Origin of the sequence: Pseudomonas sp. P7758, from assembly GCF_013386485.1 — a bacterium.
Classification (GTDB): Bacteria; Pseudomonadota; Gammaproteobacteria; order Pseudomonadales; family Pseudomonadaceae; genus Aquipseudomonas.
Map to the genome: position 1 here is coordinate 14,344 of NZ_JACARS010000111.1, position 18,946 is coordinate 33,289.

The 18,946-nt window shown below is 58.4% G+C and carries 12 protein-coding genes; all 12 read right to left on the reverse strand.

The window, feature by feature from the left end:
- Positions 1-37: 37 nt before the first annotated feature.
- The gene (locus HX873_RS23025) at positions 38-1,009 is read right to left on the reverse strand and encodes a peptide ABC transporter ATP-binding protein (protein WP_003215987.1); all 972 of its coding nucleotides are present in this window, start codon (positions 1,007-1,009) and stop codon (positions 38-40) included.
- Positions 1,009-1,977, reverse strand: coding sequence for an ABC transporter ATP-binding protein (locus HX873_RS23030; protein ID WP_003215989.1), 969 nt, complete (start codon positions 1,975-1,977; stop codon positions 1,009-1,011). Before HX873_RS23030 ends, HX873_RS23025 begins: the two co-directional genes overlap by 1 nt.
- A gap of 10 nt (positions 1,978-1,987) precedes the next feature.
- Positions 1,988-2,899: an ABC transporter permease subunit gene (locus tag HX873_RS23035; protein ID WP_003215991.1), complete on the reverse strand. Its 912-nt coding sequence runs from the start codon at positions 2,897-2,899 to the stop codon at positions 1,988-1,990.
- Positions 2,900-2,909: 10 nt separating this feature from the next.
- Positions 2,910-3,920, reverse strand: a complete 1,011-nt coding sequence (locus HX873_RS23040; RefSeq protein ID WP_003215992.1) for an ABC transporter permease subunit — start codon at positions 3,918-3,920, stop codon at positions 2,910-2,912.
- Positions 3,921-3,994: 74 nt separating this feature from the next.
- On the reverse strand, positions 3,995-5,593 hold the full coding sequence (locus HX873_RS23045) for an ABC transporter substrate-binding protein (protein WP_003215993.1): 1,599 nt from the start codon (positions 5,591-5,593) through the stop codon (positions 3,995-3,997).
- A gap of 81 nt (positions 5,594-5,674) precedes the next feature.
- On the reverse strand, positions 5,675-7,072 hold the full coding sequence (locus HX873_RS23050; protein ID WP_003215995.1) for an OprD family porin: 1,398 nt from the start codon (positions 7,070-7,072) through the stop codon (positions 5,675-5,677).
- A gap of 171 nt (positions 7,073-7,243) precedes the next feature.
- Complete coding sequence (locus HX873_RS23055) at positions 7,244-8,788, reverse strand: ABC transporter substrate-binding protein (RefSeq protein ID WP_371318402.1); 1,545 nt, start codon at positions 8,786-8,788, stop codon at positions 7,244-7,246.
- Between the two features lie 364 nt (positions 8,789-9,152).
- Positions 9,153-10,781 (reverse strand): ABC transporter substrate-binding protein, encoded by a 1,629-nt coding sequence (locus HX873_RS23060; protein WP_003216000.1) that lies wholly within the window; start codon positions 10,779-10,781, stop codon positions 9,153-9,155.
- 258 nt (positions 10,782-11,039) lie between these two features.
- On the reverse strand, positions 11,040-12,641 hold the full coding sequence (locus HX873_RS23065; protein WP_177021843.1) for an ABC transporter substrate-binding protein: 1,602 nt from the start codon (positions 12,639-12,641) through the stop codon (positions 11,040-11,042).
- Positions 12,642-12,776: 135 nt separating this feature from the next.
- Complete coding sequence (locus HX873_RS23070) at positions 12,777-15,149, reverse strand: hypothetical protein (protein ID WP_218170387.1); 2,373 nt, start codon at positions 15,147-15,149, stop codon at positions 12,777-12,779.
- Positions 15,146-15,514 carry a hypothetical protein gene (locus HX873_RS23075; protein ID WP_177123254.1) on the reverse strand — a complete coding sequence of 123 codons (369 nt, stop codon included), beginning with the start codon at positions 15,512-15,514 and terminating at the stop codon, positions 15,146-15,148. The genes HX873_RS23070 and HX873_RS23075 overlap by 4 nt, the downstream gene beginning before the upstream one ends.
- A 61-nt stretch (positions 15,515-15,575) precedes the next feature.
- Positions 15,576-18,923 carry a dermonecrotic toxin domain-containing protein gene (locus tag HX873_RS23080; protein ID WP_023659189.1) on the reverse strand — a complete coding sequence of 1,116 codons (3,348 nt, stop codon included), beginning with the start codon at positions 18,921-18,923 and terminating at the stop codon, positions 15,576-15,578.
- Positions 18,924-18,946 lie beyond the last annotated feature (23 nt).

The window sequence follows — 18,946 nt, forward strand, 5'->3', positions numbered from 1 at the left end:
TGCTCTGGACTCACCCTCCAGAGCATTTTTTTGCACGTCAGACCACAAATTGCTCCGCGTAGTGGCAAGCCACCTGGCGGTTGTCGAGTGGTCGCAGCACCGGTTCATCGGTGCTGCACAGCTGGGTCGCGTACGGGCAGCGCTTGTGGAAGGCGCAGCCAGACGGTGGGTTCAACGGGTTGGGCAACTCGCCGACGATTTTGATCTTCGGTTTGTTCGGGTCCGGATGAATGGTGGGGGTTGCCGACAGCAACGCCTGGGTGTACGGGTGCAGCGGGCGTGCGTAGATGTCTTCCTTCGGGCCCACTTCCACCGGGCGGCCGAGGTACATCACCATTACGTCGTCGGCGACGTGCTGCACCACCGCGAGGTTGTGGGAGATGAACACGTAGGCGGTGTTGAATTCCTGCTGCAAATCCATGAACAGGTTCAGCACCTGGGCCTGGATCGATACGTCCAGCGCCGAGGTCGGTTCATCCGCCACCAGCACCTTGGGTTGCAGCATCATCGCCCGCGCCAGTGCGATTCGCTGGCGCTGGCCGCCGGAGAACATGTGCGGGTAGCGCTGATAATGCTCAGGGCGCAGGCCCACTTGCTTCATCATCGCCTGGACCTTTTCCCGGCGCTCGGCGGCAGACAGGTTGGTGTTGATCAGCAGCGGCTCGCCCAGTTGGTCGCCGACCTTCTGGCGCGGGTTCAGCGAGGCGTAAGGGCTCTGGAACACCATCTGCACGTCTTTGCGCAGTTGCTTGCGCTGGGCCTTGTCGGCACCGGCGACTTCTTGCCCGGCGATTTTCAGCGAGCCGGAAGACGGCTCTTCAATCAAGGTCAGGGCGCGGGCCAGGGTGGATTTGCCGCAACCGGACTCGCCCACGACCGCGAGGGTCTTGCCGGCTTCGAGCTCGAACGACACACCGTTGAGTGCGCGCACCAGGGCATGGCCCTTGAACAGGCCACGGGACACTTCGTAGTGACGGGTCAGGTCGCGGGCGGTAAGTACGACGGCCATTACGCCACCTCCTGATTCAGCGGGTAGAAGCAGCGGGCAAGGCTGTGGCTTTTCGGGTCAAGGCCCGGGCGTTGGGCGCGGCAGGACTCCTGCACATACGGGCACCGCGGCGACAGCAGGCAACCCTGCGGGCGGTCATAACGGCCGGGAACGATACCCGGCAGCGTGGCCAGGCGCGTGGCGCCGAGGCTGTGCTCGGGTATCGCCTTGAGCAACGCTTCGCTGTACGGGTGCGCCGGGATGTCGAACAACTGCGGCACCTGGCCAACTTCCACGGCTTGGCCTGCGTACATCACGCACACGCGCTGGGCGGTTTCGGCCACTACCGCGAGGTCGTGGGTGATCAGCACCAGGCCCATGTTCTGCTCTTTCTGCAAGGCCAGCAGCAGGTCCATGATCTGGGCCTGGATGGTCACGTCGAGCGCAGTAGTCGGTTCATCGGCGATCAGCAGTTTCGGCTCGCCGGCAATCGCCATGGCGATGGCCACACGTTGGCTCATACCACCGGACAGCTGGTGCGGGTAGGCATCCATACGGCTGGCTGCGCCCGGGATTTCCACCTTTTCGAGCAGTTCGATGGCACGCTTGCGCGCTTGCTTGCCGGACATTTTCAAATGCAGGCGCAGCACTTCTTCGATCTGGAAACCCACGGTGTAGCTGGGGTTCAGGGCGGTCATCGGGTCCTGGAAGACCATCGCCAGGTCTTTGCCGACGATCTGCCGGCGCTGGCGGTTGCTCAGCTTGAGCATGTCCTTGCCGTCGAAGTTCAGGGCGTCGGCGGTGACGATACCGGGGTGCTCGATCAGGCCCATCAGCGCCATCATGGTCACGGATTTACCCGAACCCGACTCGCCAACGATCGCCAGTACTTCACCTTTGTCGACGGAGATGTCGAGGCCATCGACCACCGGCACGGCGGTCTTGTCGCCGAAGCGGACATTGAGATTCTTGATTTCTAGCAGTGACATGGGAATCTCCTCAGGCGGCGTTCTTGAGTTTCGGGTCCAGCGCATCGCGCAGGCCGTCGCCCATCAGGTTGATTGCCAGCACGCTGAGCAAAATGGTCAAGCCAGGCAGGCTCACGACCCACCAGGCGCGTTCGATGTAGTCGCGGGCCGAGGCCAGCATGGTGCCCCACTCAGGGGTTGGCGGTTGTACGCCAAGGCCCAGGAAGCCCAGGGCTGCAGCATCGAGAATCGCCGAGGAGAAACTCAGGGTGGCCTGAACGATCAGCGGCGCCATGCAGTTCGGCAGCACGGTGACGAACATCAGGCGCGGCAGGCCGGCGCCAGCAAGGCGTGCGGCGGTCACGTAGTCACGGTTCAGTTCGCCCATCACCGCAGCGCGGGTCAGGCGGACATAGGACGGCAGCGACACGATCGCGATGGCGATCACGGTGTTGATCAGGCCAGGGCCGAGGATCGCGACAATCGCCACAGCCAGCAGCAGCGACGGCAGGGCCAGCATGATGTCCATCAGGCGCATGATGGTCGGGCCGAGCAGGCGCGGGAAGAAACCGGCGAACAGGCCCAGCAGGATCCCCGGGATCAGCGACATCACCACCGACGACAAGCCGATCAGCAACGACAGGCGCGAACCCTGGATCAGGCGCGACAGCAGGTCACGCCCGAGTTCATCGGTGCCCAGCAGGAACTGGATCTGCCCACCTTCCAGCCAGGCCGGAGGGGTCAGCAGGAAGTCACGGTATTGCTCGCTCGGGTTATGCGGGGCCACCCAAGGGGCGAAGAGCGCGCAAAACACCACCAGCAACATAAACAGCAGGCCGGCAACGGCGCCCTTGTTCTTGGAAAAGGCTTGCCAGAATTCTTTGTACGGGGACGGGTACAGCAGGCTTTGATCGACTGCTACCGCGGGAGTAGGTGTGGTCATGGTCATGATCTCAGCGCTGGTGACGGATGCGTGGGTTGGCGAAGCCGTAGAGGATATCCACCACGAAGTTCACCAGAATCACCAGGCAGGCGATTAACAGGATGCCGTTTTGCACCACGGGATAATCCCGTGCGCCAATGGCTTCGATCAGCCATTTGCCGATGCCGGGCCACGAGAAGATGGTTTCGGTCAGGACCGCACCCGCCAGCAATGTGCCGACTTGCAGGCCGACCACGGTGAGTACCGGGATCAAGGCGTTACGCAGGCCGTGGACGAACACCACGCGTGCCGGCGACAGGCCCTTGGCCTTGGCGGTGCGGATGTAGTCTTCGCGCAGTACTTCGAGCATCGACGAACGGGTCATCCGCGCGATAACGGCCAGCGGGATGGTGCCGAGCACGATGGCCGGCAGGATCAGGTGGTGCAACGCGTCCCAGAATGCGTCCGGCTCGTCGGCCAGCAGGGTGTCGATCAGCATGAAGCCGGTGCGCGGCTCGATGTCGTAGAGCAGGTCGATCCGTCCGGAGACTGGCGTCCAGCCCAGGCTGACGGAGAAGAACATGATCAGGATCAGGCCCCACCAGAAGATCGGCATCGAATATCCCGCCAGGGAGATGCCCATCACCCCATGGTCGAACAGGGATCCTCGCTTCAAGGCCGCGATCACCCCGGCTAACAGCCCCAGGATGCCGGCGAACAACAGGGCGGCCATGGACAGTTCCAGGGTCGCAGGGAAAAGGGCGGTGAATTCAGTCCACACGCTGGTACGGGTGCGCAGGGATTCGCCGAGGTCGCCGTGGGCGAGCTTGCCGACATAATCCAGGTATTGCGCGTAGAGCGGTTTATTCAGACCAAGGCGTTCCATTGCCTGAGCGTGCATCTCGGGGTCGACTCGTCGTTCGCCCATCATGACTTCGACGGGGTCGCCAGGGATCATGCGAATCAACGCGAAGGTCAGCAAGGTGATGCCGAAAAACGTGGGGATCAATAACCCCAATCGGCGGGCAATAAAACTAAACATCTTGTTGTGTACCTCAATCAGCCGGTTAGGCAGGTTCGGCACCGTCAATGTCGACGGTGCCGAGCGTCTCTTATCTACTTCACCTGGGTGGTGGCGAAGTTATTTGTGGTCAGAGGGCTTTGGGTATAACCCTCGACGTTTTTACGCATGGCGGTGAACATTTTCGGGTAAGCCATGGGAATCCATGGTTGGTCCTTGTCGAAAACGTCCATTGCTTGTTCATAGAGTGCAGCGCGCTGGGTGGGTTCAGCGATGGCGCGCGCCTTGTCGATCAAGTCTTGAAACTCCTTGTTACACCAGCGGGCGTAGTTTTCGCCGTTTTTCGCTGCATCGCAACTCAAGTTCGGGGTGAGGAAGTTATCCGGGTCCCCGTTATCCCCCGCCCAGCCGGCGGAGACCATGTCATGTTCGCCATTCTTGGCGCGCTTGAGCATTTCGCCCCATTCCATGACCTTGATGTTCACTTTCAGGCCGATCTGCGCCAGATCCGCCTGCATGCGCTGGGCGCCGAGCATCGGGTTGGGGTTGGTCGGGCCGCCGCCGTTGCGGGTAAACAGGGTGAACTCGGTGCCTTCCGGTACGCCGGCTTCCTTGAGCAGGGCGCGGGCCTTGTCGAGGTCGCGGGGCGGGTTTTTCAGCTTGTCGCTGAAACCCAGCAGGGTTGGCGGGTACGGGCCGGTGGCGTCGACCGCGTTGCCTTTGCCGTACAGGGATTCGTTGTAGCCCTTCTTGTCGAACGCGATGTTGATCGCGTGACGCACCCGCGCGTCGCTCATGTACTTGTGGGTGGTGTTCATGGCGGTGTAGGCGGTGGTCATCGCCGCCAGTTCCGCCACCTTCAGGTTCGGGTCGGCCTTCATGCTCGGCACGTCATCCGGTTTCGGATACAGCGCGATCTGGCATTCGTTGGCCTTGAGCTTTTGCAGGCGCACGTTGTTGTCGGTGGTGATGGCCAGGATCAGCGGGTCAGCCGGCGGCTTGCCACGGAAGTAGTCCGGGTTGGCCTTGAAGCGCACTTGGGCGTCTTTGGCGTAGCGGGTGAAGATGAACGGGCCGGTGCCGATGGGCTTGGCGTTCAGGTCGTCGGTCTTGCCGGACTTGAGCAATTGGTCGGCGTATTCGGCGGAGTGAATCGAGGAAAACGCCATGGCCAGGTCGGCCAGGAACGGTGCTTCAGGGCGGGTCAGGGTGAAGACCACGGTGTGGTCATCGGTCTTCTCTACGCTCTTGAGCAGTTCCTTGAAGCCCATGCTTTCAAAGTATGGGTAGCCCACGTTGGACTTTTTGTGCCACGGGTGATTCGGGTCCAACTGGCGCTGGAAGCTCCAAAGCACGTCGTCGGCGTTCATGTTGCGCGTGGGTTTGAAGTAGTCGGTGGTGTGGAACTTGATGTCGTCACGCAGGTGAAAGGTGTAGGTCAGGCCATCGGCGCTGATCTCGGGCAGGTCTTTGGCCAGTGCCGGGATCACTTCGGTGGTGCCGGGCTTGAAGTCCACCAGGCGGTTGAAGATGGTTTCGGCCGCGGCGTCGGCGGTGACAGCCGTGGTGTACAGGACCGGATCGAAGCCTTCCGGGCTGGCTTCGGTGCAGACGACCAACGGTTTGGCCGAGATGCCGACAGCAACGCTCAACAGCGCAGCGGCAATGGCGGCTTGTAACGGGAGCATTTTCATCTAAGAGCCCTCTGCAATCGATTGGACCAGACAAGCGTAGGCGGCGGGCTCGTCCTGAGCCCGCCGCCGACCTGGCGCTGATTAAAGAATGTTGAACGGGATGGTGGTCACCAGGCGGAACTCACGCAGGTTGCCGTCAGCCTGGTTGGCGCTGGCACGGTGAGTCACGTAGGTACCACGAATGGTGGTGGCCTTGAGTGCGCCGCTCTGGATCGCGTAAGCCGCGCCTACACCGTATTCCTGGTGCTTCTCGCCGTCCTGGGCCTGAATGCCGTTGTAGGCAAAGCCAGCGCGGCCGCCGTCGCCGGTGTAGTGAGTACCGTCGATACCCCAGCCACGTGCCGAGTAGACGTTGAACTTCAGGCCCGGCACGCCGTATTCGGCCATGTTGATGCCGTAGGCGATCTGGAAGGACTTCTCGTTCGGACCGTTGAAGTCGGACGTCAGGGAGTTGGCCAGGTAGATGCCGTTGGTTTCGTGCAGGTAGTCGAAGTACTCGTCGCCGTTCACGGCCTGGTAGGAGAAGGTCAGGCTGTGAGCCTGGTGGGTCAGGCCGAACGATAGCGAGTAGGTGTCGTTGTCGATCTTGCCCATCAACTTTTTGCCTTCGTCGACGGTCTTGTAGTAGTTCAGGCCCGTGGTCAGGGACAGGGTCTGGCTGTCACCCAGTTCGTGGGTAGCACCGAAGTAGTACTGGTTCCAGAAGTCTTCCACGTTAGCGGCGAACAGGCTGGTCTTCAGGCTCTTGAACGGCTGGTAGTTGACGCCCAGGGTGTTGACCTTGTCGGTTTCCTGGCGACCATTGCCGTATTCGGTACGGAATTTCGACAGGCTCTGCTCGGTCCGTGGCGAAACGCGGTCGAACACGCCGCCCTGGAAGGACAGGTTGCTGAACTCTTCGCTGTTGAAGCTCACACCTTCGAAGCTCGAAGGCAGCGCACGGTTACCGATGGTGTCGATGATGCCGCTGCTGAAGTTCTGGCGACCGGCGGTCAAGGTGGTGTTCGAGACACGGAACTTGACGTTGGCCAGGCCCAGTTTGCTCCACTGGTCTACAGCGTCGCCGTCGGAGTCGGCCAGGGTACGGTTGGAGCCGCCCTTGATGTCGCGCTTGCTGCGGTCCAGGACCAGAGCGTTGTAGACCGCCACTTCAGTGCTCACGCCAACGGTGCCTTGGGTGAAACCCGAGGTAGCGTTGAGGATGGTGCCTTGCACCCAGTTGGTACGGTAGTTGTCAGTACGGGCTTCGCCGTGCTTCTGGTAAGTGAACTTGCTGCCACGGAAGCGTTGTTCGTTGGAGAACCAGTTACGGGTTGTACCGCCCAGGCTTGCGCCATCGATAAAGCCTTTGGCCTCGCTTTGGGCGCTGGTGCCGGCCAGTGTGGTTGGAACGAAGTCCTGGCTTGCAGGATCAGCGTAGGCGTTAGCCGTGATGCTGCTGATGGCCAGGGCCAGTAGCGCGGTGCTGCTCAGTTTCATGGGTGAAGCTCCTTTGGTTCTCTTTTTAATGCCGGTCTTTTTAGGTGAACCGGCTATTGGGTGTGTAACTCGTTCAAGCCTTTGCAAACGTTTGCCCATGGGTAAAACCCGAAATAAGGCTGCACGTTTGCAGCAAGGCGAATGCTCGCCCTGCGCAATCCGGTTATCTTTTTATGGGTTGATGCTGACGCCCGAGAACACGTTGCGGCCGAAGGGGCTCACTTTGAAACCTTCGACTTTGGCGCTTAACGGCTGGTTGACCGTCGAGTGGGCGACTGGCGTGATCGGCACCTGCTGCTTGAGCAGTTGCTGCGCCTGTTTGTATAGAACAGTCCTTTGTTCGCGGTCGGTGACGACCTTGGCTTGCTTGATCAGCTTGTCGTACGCCGGGTCACACCACATGGAGTAGTTGTTCCCGCCGATGGCGTCGCAGCTGTAGAGGGTGCCCAGCCAGTTGTCCGGGTCACCGTTGTCGCCGGTCCAGCCGATCAGGCTGATGTCATGCTCGCCATTCTTGGTGCGCTTGATGTACTCGCCCCATTCATAGCTGACGATCTTGACCTTGAGGCCAATCTTTGCCCAATCGCTTTGCAGCATTTCGGCCATCAGCTTGGCGTTGGGGTTGTACGGCCGTTGTACCGGCATCGCCCACAGGGTGATCTCGGTGCCTTCCTTCACGCCGGCAGCCTTGAGCAATTCCTTGGCTTTTTCCGGGTTGTAGGCGGCGTCCTTGACGGTGTCGTCGTAAGACCACTGGGTCGGCGGCATGGCGTTGACCGCCAGTTGCCCCGCGCCCTGGTACACGGCGTTGAGAATGCTCTGCTTGTTCACCGCCATGTCCAGGGCCTGGCGCACTTCGAGCTGGTCGAAGGGCTTGTGCCGCACGTTATAGGCGATGTAGCCCAGGTTGAAACCCGGCTTGGTCAGCAGTTGCAGGTTCGGGTCGGCCTTCAGGGCTTCGACGTCGGCCGGGCGCGGGTGCAGGGTGATCTGGCATTCGCCGGCCTTGAGCTTTTGCACCCGTACCGAGGCGTCGGTGTTGATCGCAAAAATCAGCTGGTCGAGCTTCACGCGGCTAGGGTCCCAGTACTGTTTGTTGCCGGTGTAGCGAATCTGCGAGTCTTTCTGGTAGCGCTGGAACACGAACGGCCCGGTGCCGATCGGCTTCTGGTTGATGTCGCTGGGCTTGCCGACCTTGAGCAAATGGTCGGCGTATTCGGCCGACAGGATCGAGGCGAAGCTCATGGCGATGTTCTGGATAAACGCGGCGTCGACCGTGTTCAGGGTCATCACCACGGTGTGCGGGTCGGTTTTCTCGACCTTGGCGATATTCTTGTTCAGGCTCATCCCGTTGAAGTACGGAAACTCGGTGGGGTAGGCCTTGCGGAACGGGTGTTCGGGGTCAAGCATGCGATTGAAGGTGAACAGCACGTCGTCGGCGTTGAAGTCGCGCGTCGGCTTGAAGTCCTTGTTGCCGTGGAATTTCACCCCTTCACGCAGGTGGAAGGTATAGGTCAGGCCGTCTTCGGAAATATCCCAACGGGTTGCCAGGCCCGGTACGACATTGGTCGCGCCTTTTTCAAACTCGGCCAAGCGGTTGTAGATAGGCTCGGCGGCGTCGTTATCGGTGGCCGTCGTGTATTGCGCGGTGTCGAAGCCCGCCGGGCTGCCTTCGGAGCAAAACACCAGGCTCTTTTTCTCGGCAGCCTGGCCCATCGAGGCCACAGCCAGCAGGCTGGTGCCAAATATCGCGGATAGAACGGTGGTATGGCGCATAACAATCCCGATCCTTGTTTGTTGTTTTCGTCAGTGAGCAATCGCAAGGTCATTCACGACCTTGCGACAACACTGATCCCACAACGGCAGTTGCCCTACAGAGACGATGCGTCTGCCGTACCACGACGTTATGGGTCGGGAGCCAGGCAGTAAATGCAACGAATCTGACAGACCTTGTAGGTAACGGAGCCGCGATTCGCAGTTAGCTGCCGTAGGACGGCAGCGTGTGCGGAGGTGGTCTGTTTCCTACGGTCTTGGCGGATGCAATAACGGCGACGTTATGAAACGTCGCCGCCAGAGATCCTTACTTGCCGCTTACGCTCACGCCGTAGAAGGAGTTCAAGCCAAATGGGCTGATCTTGAAGTCCTGCACGTTGTTGCGCATGGGTTGATACACCGTCGAGTGCGCGATAGGTGTCATCGGGACTGCATCTTTGAGGATATGTTGCGCCTGCTTGTACAGCTCGGTGCGTTTGGCTACGTCGGAAGTCGCCTTGGCTTCTTTCACGATGCCGTCGAATTTCTTGTCGCACCACTTGGAGAAGTTGTTGCCGGCCAGGGAATCGCAGCCGAACAGCACGTTCAGCCAGTTGTCCGGGTCACCATTGTCGCCGCTCCAGCCAATGATCATGGCTTGGTTCTCGCCGCCTTTGGAACGCTTGATGTACTCGCCCCACTCATAGCTGACGATGTTCACTTTCAGGCCGATCTGTTTCCAGTCGTTCTGCAGCATCTCGGCCATCAGCTTGGCGTTCGGGTTGTACGGACGCTGGACCGGCATCGCCCACAGGGTGATCTCGGTGCCTTCCTTGACGCCGGCTTCCTTGAGCAGAGCCTTGGCTTTGGTCACATCAAACGGCGCATCCTTGATGGTGGTGTCATAGGACCACTGGGTTGGCGGCATGGCGTTGACAGCCAGTTGGCCTGCGCCCTGGTACACCGAGTCGATGATCTGCTGCTTGTTCACCGACATGTCCAGGGCCTCACGCACGCGCAGGTCGGACAGCGGGTTAGGCGCGGTCTGGCCCTTGAGGACCGGCATTACGTTGTAGGCGATGTAGCCCAGGTTGAAACCGGCTTGGTGCGGCAGTTTCAGGTCCTTGTCTTCACCCAGCGCCTTGAGGTCGGCCGGACGTGGGAACAGGGTCACCTGGCATTCGTTTTTCTTCAGCTTCTGGATACGCACCGACGGGTCGGTAGTGATGGCGAAGATCAGGTTGTCGATCTTCACGTCTTCAGGTTTCCAGTAATCCTTGTTGCCGGTGTAACGGATGTTGGAGTCTTTCTGGTAGCTCTTGAACACGAACGGGCCAGTGCCGATTGGCTTCTGGTTGATGTCCTGTGCCTTGCCTTCCTTCAACAGCTGGGCGGCGTATTCAGCCGACTGGATGGAGGCGAAGCTCATTGCCAGGTTCTGGATGAAGGCGGCGTCCACGGTGCCAAGGGTGAACTTGACGGTGTGGTCATCGACTTTCTCAATGTTCTTGATGTTGGTGTCCATACCCATGTCCGTGAAGTACGGGAACTCGGTCGGGTAGGCTTTACGGAACGGATCGTCTTTATTGATCATCCGGTTGAAGGTGAACAGTACGTCGTCAGCCGTGAATTCACGAGTTGGCTTGAAGTACGGGGTGGTGTGGAACTTGACGCCTTCACGCAGGTGGAAGGTGTACGTCAGGCCATCCGGGGAAACGTCCCAGGTCGTGGCGAGCCCAGGAACAACAGCGGTGCCGCCGCGCTCGAACTGGGTCAGACGGTTGAACATGGTTTCGGCCGAAGCATCGAAGTCTGTTCCGGTGGTGTACTGGCCTGGATCAAAACCGGCCGGGCTCCCTTCGGAGCAGAACACCAGGTTGCTCGCCGCTTGGGCGAAAGGTGCAGCAGCCATTAAACCGGCGCTGACTAATAACGGAATGACTGCGTGTTTAAGCATGTTGGCCTCATGATTTGTTGTCATTTTTGGTAGTGAGGGCGACCTCGTGAGTCGACCTGCGGATACTTATGCAGGGCCCATACCCAATGCAAGATGTTGAGAGCCTACAACGGCTAAACAGTGGTACGAACGTACACGAATGTCGCATATGTGTAAGTTCAGACACATTTACGCACTTTTGAGGGTTTTTTTCGGTGCGAGGGCTGCACCAGGAATGCCCAACCGAGGCGTCTGGCGCACTCGGTTGGGGCGCGGCTGTTACTTATTCAGACTGACGCCGTAGAAGGGAGTGAGTCCAAAAGGACTGATCTTGAAGTCCTGCACTTCCTTTCGCAGGGGCTGGAAAACCGTCGAGTTTGCGATAGGCGTTATAGGTACTTGTTCCTTAAGGATTTTTTGTGCCTGTTGATACCACTTGATGCGCTGCTCGCGGTCGCTGCTGACCTTGGCCTGCTGTACCAGTTTGTCGTAGGCCGGGTTACACCATTTTGCATAGTTGCTGCCCTTCACCGCGGCACAACTGTAGAGCACGCCGAGCCAGTTATCCGGGTCGCCGTTGTCGCCGGTCCAGCCGTAGATCATCACGTCGTGCTCGCCGGCTTTGGCGCGTTTGATGTACTCGCCCCACTCATAGCTGACGATATTGGCCTTGATGCCAATCTTTTCCCAATCCTGCTGGATCATCTGCGCCGACATCCGGGCATTGGGATTCGACGCGCGTTGTACGGTCATCGCCCACAGGTTGAGGGTGGTACCTGGTGCAACCCCTGCTTCTTTTAGTAGCGCCCGCGCCTTGGCCGGATCGTAGGGCGCGTCCTTGATTGTCGGGTCATAAGACCACTGGGCCGGAGGCAGGGCGTTCTGCGCCAATTGTCCGGCGCTCTGGTACACCGCCTTGATGATTGCCGGCTTGTCGATGGCCATGTCCAGCGCCTGGCGCACCTTGAGCTGGTCCAGGGGCGGGTGGGTCACGTTGTAGGCGAGAAAGCCCAGGTTGAAGCCGGCTTGCTGAAGAACCCGCAGGTTGGGGTCTTGCTTCATCACTTCGATGTCGGAAGGGCGCGGGTAACCGCTGACCTGGCACTCGCCGGCCTTGAGCTTTTGCAGGCGCACGGCGGCGTCCGGGGTGATCGAGAATACCAGGTTGTCGAGCTTCACATCTTCGGGCTTCCAATACTGTTTATTGGCGCTGTAGCGAATCTGCGAATCCTTCTGGTAACGCTTGAACACAAATGGCCCGGTGCCCACCGGCTTCTGATTGATGTCCGCGGCCTTGCCTTCCTTGAGCAACTGCGCGGCATATTCGGCGGACTGCACCGAGGCGAAGCTCATGGCCAGGTTCTGTACGAAGGAGGCGTCAACGTTGTTCAGGTTGAAGCGCACGGTGTGCTCGTCGAGTTTTTCGACGCTCTTGATCGTGGTGTTCAAGCCCATGTCGGTGAAGTAGGGCGACTCCGATGGATAGGCCTTGCGGAACGGGGTCTCGGGATCCAGCAGGCGCTGGAAGGTGAAGAGCACGTCGTCGGCGTTGAAATCACGGGTCGGGGTGAAATAGTCGGTGGTGTGGAACTTGACGCCATCGCGCAGGTGGAAGGTATACATCAGGCCGTCTTTGGACACGTCCCAATGGGTTGCCAGGCCGGGTTCGACTTCAGTGCCGCCACGCTTGAACTGGGTCAGGCGGTTGAACACGGTTTCGGCGGAGGCATCGAAATCGGTGCCGCTGGTGTACTGGCTGGGGTCGAAGCCGGCAGGGCTGGCTTCGGAGCAGTAGACCAGGGTGCCGGCTGCCTGGGCCATGGGCATGAATGCCAGCAGGCCGGCAGCAAGGAGCAGCGGTTTTAAGGTGATTCTTTCCATGGAGACCCCTGAAGTGGCAGGCAAATAGTGCCCGAACGAAAACGGCAGTCACCGAGGTTACCGCCGTTCTTGTCACTCAGGTAGAGATAAGCATGCGAGGCCCCAGTGTCTCCGGGATTCGGCTATTCCAGGTCGCTACGATTTAGCCGGAAAGTGTTCGGGTTTATAAGTGAACGCCCACCACTTGAACGGATTCCAGTACGGGTTGTTCTTTGACGGCTTGAATTTCTTGATTCGCGCCATTTCTTCGCTGACATACTGTTCAGCCTCAGCTCTTACTGCGGTACGGACGTTATCGGTGATCTGAATATTTTGTGCGGATAAGTTCTCCAGGTAGATTTTTTCTACCTTGTCAATGGCAGCTTTTATCTCTTCAGGGGCCAGGTTGGCACTCAAGGTGCCGCTATAACCTTTGACAGGGCGGCCAATCAACTTTTGGAATTGAGCGGCAAACGAAGCATCCCCACCGGTTGCGGAATCACATGACAGCAGGCGCACGTTGTCGAACTCTTCCGGATGGATCCCTTTGCTGTGAAGCGTATCCAGCAATTCTTCCGGACTATTGAGCTTTCCATCATAAGAAACTTTTGCGACCCCGGTAGTCTCATCGACTTTACCGTGTACCAGTATGTTCAATCGCTGGGCCGAACCTTGTTTGTTCACATCCACGAACGTGTAAAGTTTATCGTTGATAGTGTTCAGGCTATCTATTTCTCCACTGAGAATACTGGTTTTTTCAGCAGTAGAAAAAAGGGCCTCGCCGACCGGCAGATTTTTAACCGTTTTCAGGGGCGGCAGTTCGACGCCGTCTACGTTGATAGATGCCGGGGGGACCTCTGGTCCACTCGACTCAATTTCATTTAAAGACGGGTCCGGATGACTATCGCCGGATACTTTCGAAACGCGTGTCAGCTCAAATTCGCTCTTCTGCGAATTATAGTTCCAGCGGTAGTCTTCAGTAACGGTGGAGTTGAACGTAATCGGAGTTTCACCCAGGCTCGCCTCGACCAAACCGGGTGCAACTTCGTGTGCCAGCATCAGGCTTGAGATGACGGCCGCAGCAGTTCCCCCTGTGCGCTCGCCTGCGGTCTTGCCATAGAGGCTGTCATGCACGCCAAACACGATATTGCCTATATTGCCAACAATGGGCAGATTACCAAAGGTTTTGCCCCAGGTGTCTTTCACCGACTTCCAGGCTTGCTGCGAGGCACCAAACACATCCGTCTGGTCGGCCCACACCGCATTGTTGGCGTTCTGCTCCTGATAGTGGGGGGCGATACCTTTGTTCAGATCGCCAAATTGCAGCCCATAACCTGCTTTTCGCGATTCGGTGTAGTTGAATAGCTCTCGTACCGGCACGGATTTATCTTTGTACCAGTGTTCGTACCCCGGATATCGCGACCGATTATCCTGGATCAGGCTGTCGAGCACCGCCCCGGCCGGTGGCCAGTGGGCATTGTGTCGCCCTTGCATATCACCGGTATTGAAACGGCGCATCAATTCATCACGATTGTCTTTGGCCCAGCTCGCAAATTCGTCATCGCCTTTTATCTCGCGGACAGCGCCGTTCTTCAAGTCGATCATGACTCCCTGATTGGGGCGATTGGCGGGATTGCCATCGTAAGGCGTGTAGGGGATAAAGGCATACCCGCTCATGGGGTAGCCGTAAATATTGGGGATAATCACTTGCCCATTCTTGTCCAGCGTGCGATTCACCGCTTCCTGGCCGGCAGGGCTTAACCTTGCGAAATTTTCCGTGTCACTACGAAGGCTCAGCAACGTGCCCCGTGTTACATAGGCGTCTGCTTTTCCCGATCGCTCTGCTATTGTTCCGGAGCCCTCGCGCATCGGCGCGGCTATGTCTTTCTCCCAGCGAGCTTGAAGTTGTCGGCCGAACGCTTCCAAATCATTGATTTTTGTCCGGTCTTTTTTTTCTATTTCCATTTCAGGAAAATTTAAAACCCCACCACGTGCGGGTCTGTCGTGCGCTAGAGCACCCGCTGCAATTTCCCATGCGAAATAAGTGTGTGTCTGGGTATCAGAGAGATTTTGTGCTGTGCCCATACCGACATAGGTATTGAACGTTACCGTGAACTTTTCATGCGGGTCGAACCCGGCTGCCAATAAACCCCCACTGAAGTATCCTGCGGGGTCCATGAACAGGCGCACGTTCTGGAACTTGACGTTTCGTTCGCCTTCAGTGCCACTTTCTATATTTTCGATCTGCGTCTTTACACGATTGGCATAGGCATCGATATGAGCCTCTCGCTCATTGTAGATATACCCATCGCCTGGCGCGTGAACAAAGTCGGGTCCGTAAATGGTTGCCTTGTAGATATCAGACTCGTTCCTAGAGGCAGTGCCAACGTTGTCCGTTTCATAAATATCGGTACTCTTCAATGGCGTTGGCGGTATCCGTTCCAGCGCCTCGGTACGTTGTTCTTGAGTCGTACCGGGTAGCGGGTTTTTTGGGTAATGGACAATGTTAAGTTGAGCTGAGCTTGTCATTTCAGATTACCTGGCTGGATGTTGATTGCACGCATCTGCACCGCCATAAACTGTGGATGAGGAGTACGGTGATCTACGCCATGAGTGGTGCAGCGTCCAGGCGTGTTCCGCTCGTTGAGGGTGAGGATGTAGTTGTCCATTGCACGGGTTATAAGTTGAAAAGATTTATCACCAACGCACTTCAATGTGTCCGGACCAGCACACGCCCGGCGATTAAGCATTTTCTGAAGCTGGTAACCGGTTATTACCGCTGAAACTTCTTGAATTAAGTGCCAGGCAAAAAAATGCTGCCCGAAGGCAGCGGCATTGCAGTCCTGCTCCTTGAAATGGCAGGTGAACGCTACACGAACGAGAACGGCGGTCACCACGATTGCCGCCGTTCGGGTTACCCAGGTTGAGATAAGCGCCTGCGTCGCGGCGATCGCCTTAAAACACCTGTGCGCCGCCATAAACGGTGGACTGTATCCACCGCGGGTCCATAGGATCGCTCCAGACGTGCCGAGGCGGCGTACCACCATCTCCGATCAGGATTTGCCGGCCCTCGTCGCTCCATTCCTGCATGCGTTGTGCGAATTGGCCGTGGTACTCGTTGGCCGGACAAGTGATACCGGCCCATGGGTCCACTATCCACGCATCAGCCCATTCGGGCTCGGCAAATCCAGCGGTCAAGAGGTTAGGCTGACTTGCGGGGCCGCCGACCACGCTGAAGGTGTGTCCCTGCACTTGTGCAATGCGGGCAAAGCCGCCACTGGCGTTAACGGTATCGGTGGCGACCCTGGCCATCTGGTCGCAATTGCCGGCCCCCGTTTTCAGGATGACCTCCGAGTAGTTGGGCGCGCCGGTTCGAGTGTATAGCCAGGTCACTATTTCATTGGCCACGTCGCTGCGCAGACTGTTACCGGCATCGGCCAGGGTTTTCTGGTTGGCCGACCGTATACCGGTTGTCTGGAACTGTTCCTCCACCGTTCTCTTGCCCCAACGGGCGTAGGCCTTGTTTTGCTCGTTGACCGTGAGCTGCCCGAAATAGTGAGGCTTTTGAAGGGGCTCAAGTTGTATGGTCTTGGCGGCCACCTCTACCTTCTTGTCCCAGGCATAGACTGCCAGTAGAACTTCACGTTTCTTTTCATCGGACAGTCCGGCCAGGACTCGGTCCAGTTGGGTGGCTTGATCGGGTGTGAAGTTGTATTCAAGGCTCAGTTTTTTTGCCAGTGAGTCCAGGGAGGGCAGTATCACCAGATCGTTATTGTGGGTTTTTCCGGAAATGTCACGATAGAGGTCCTTGTACTCGTCATGCAGCCTGATGATGTCCCGGCTGGCCGGATCGGTGTTTGCGGCGATGCGTTGAAAGTTGAGCGCAGGGTTCGAACCGTCGTATTCGGCCACGTAGTAAATGCCGGTATCGCCCTCGACCACCACATAATCTATTCCTGCGTAGGGTATTTTTATGCCCCTCAGGACGCGCTGGTCATCACTGAGATCACTGATCTGGTCCAGCTTTACAACCACGGTTTCCTGGTTGAGCGCCCGTGGTTGACCGATATCTTCATAGCCGAAGTCCGGCTCATTGAGCACCACCCCGCTGGTTTGGTTGCGGTAGGTAACCGGCGTGTGCCCGGGCACCGACATCAGCTCCTGGCTGGATGTGTCGCTCACTCTATACAGCCTGTGCTCATGCACCACGGTCCGCGCGCCTTCCTGCGTTGGGGCGCCCGGCAAGAGACGCCGATGCTCAAGTGCCTGGGCGTCTTGAGCGACCGATGTATCGGCGTCCTCGATCATTTTTGTGTAGCACAAGCTGTCAATGTTGCGCTTTACGCGGCGCCCAACCGGCGCACAAACGGCTTCAAAATCCTCCAGCGGCTCGGCATGCTCGGTAGGCCCCATCTTGGTCAAGGCGTCCGGTTGTGCGGGGTCGTAGCGGTAAACGTCATCCCCGACCACTACATCGGTATGGGTTGCACGCTTGATCAGGAAGGTCTGGTCTGCGGACAGGCCCTCAGGTACCAGCACGCTTGCCCCTGCAGCTCCCGGCTCGACTTCGCGCGTGAGGGCGATGCGGGTGGAGGACTCAAGGGCTTTCGAGGCCCTCTCTATCCCTTTCTCCACCAGTGAAGTTGCGCCCGAAGCCACCGTCGGCAGCGCATTGAGCACTCCGAACACGATATGGTCGGCCCCGCCTTTCTTGCCGTGCTTGACGTCATCGATGCCGATACCGGCCTCCGCTACGCCGGAGGCGACGTAGAACACCTCGAGGGCCACGGCGACTTCGGGCATCACCAGTGCCAGCGGCGTCATCAGCATCGCGACCTTGGTGGCGGTTTCCAGGCCTTTGAGGATGTTGGCTTTGGTCACGTCGCTGTCGGTGACGATTTGGGTCTCGGCATCCTTGTACGAGCGATCTTTCTGGCGGGCAGTAATGGCCTCGAATGGGTCCTGGGCGAGGGGTTCGGTGGTGATGAAAGTCTGCGGGTTGAATTCATTCAGGCGCTCCAACACATCGGCATCCGGCGCGTCTTTGCGGTGCCAGCCACCCAGCCCGGTCAGTGTCTGGTTCACGCCGTCGGAGAACGTCCGGTCGGCCTGGTCACGCAGCGTGAAATGGGTTGAAAGGGCTTCGCGCTTGGTGGGGTCGGCAGCTTGCTCAGCCAGCCAGTTTTTCATCTGGGCCTGGCTGTCAAAGCGATGAATAGGCGACGAGTTGCCGGGAATATACAAAAGCGTGGGGCTGATGATCTTGCCGTCATCGGTGACCTTGGGGTTTTTGTCGGTGATGTACAGCAGGTCCGAAGATTGAAAACCGTTGATGCTGAGCAGACCCATTTCCAGGCCTGGGTCCTGGGCGGCAGAGGCTTTCAGGTCCTCGACGCGGAGGTTCGACCAGTCTTTATCGGTGGTCAAGTTCGCTGCGCGTAGCGCCAGTTCCTTGTCGCTTGGGCTCAGGCTGCCGGTCTTTTCCTGGAGCAGGATGGCGGCAACGAAGGAGGCCTTGGTCAATGCCGTGTATTTGCTTTCGTGGCTGGGCCAGAACGTATCCAGGAATGTTTTATACGGCGCGGCGCGTTCGGTGTTCCACACCAATTCCCTGAATTGCTCCGGGGTCTTTTTGATCCGCATCGACTCGTTGTATTGCTGGCGCTGGCCGGGCGGGGAGGCGCGGTATATAAACTCATAGGTCTGCTGGGCATTGACGGCAGAGTCAATGGCAAGCCCCGCCTGGCCCAGCGGCGAAAACGTCAGTAGCCGTTCCAGCCAGGTATGCAGGGTCGTGCGTGTTTTTTCCTCGGGCGTCTGGTGTTCATCGGTGTTGTTTTTTTTCTGCACATCTTGCAGGGCCGCCTGGGTCAAGGTTATCCGGTTCAGTACCTTTGCATTGCGAGGAGGCCTTCCCCGTGTCGGGTCGTAGTTGAAGGTAGTAATAAACGTGTTGTCCGGATCAACGTCCTCGCCCCACTTTTTCTTGATTTCGGCCTTGATAAGGTTGGCGGTGCTTTCCAGGGGCGTCTCGAACCCTGTCGTTGCACTGCGAATGTAGTTTTCGACTGTCTTGTTGTATGGCAATCCCGGGATCAACACGTCGTGAGTGTGACGGCGGGGTCGTGATGCGGGAGTGTCGGTGGCCCGATCGGCTGCCTTTACGGGCTGCCCTGGCGAATATGTCTGCCGTGAAGTATCCGTACCTTGGCGGGGTTTTCCCTGTTCTTCGGCAATACCTGCCGAGGAGGGGGTATCAAGGAAGAAGCCGTTGTTTGCCGCGATGGAACCTATGGTGGTCATATGACAAATCCTGATGTGCATGG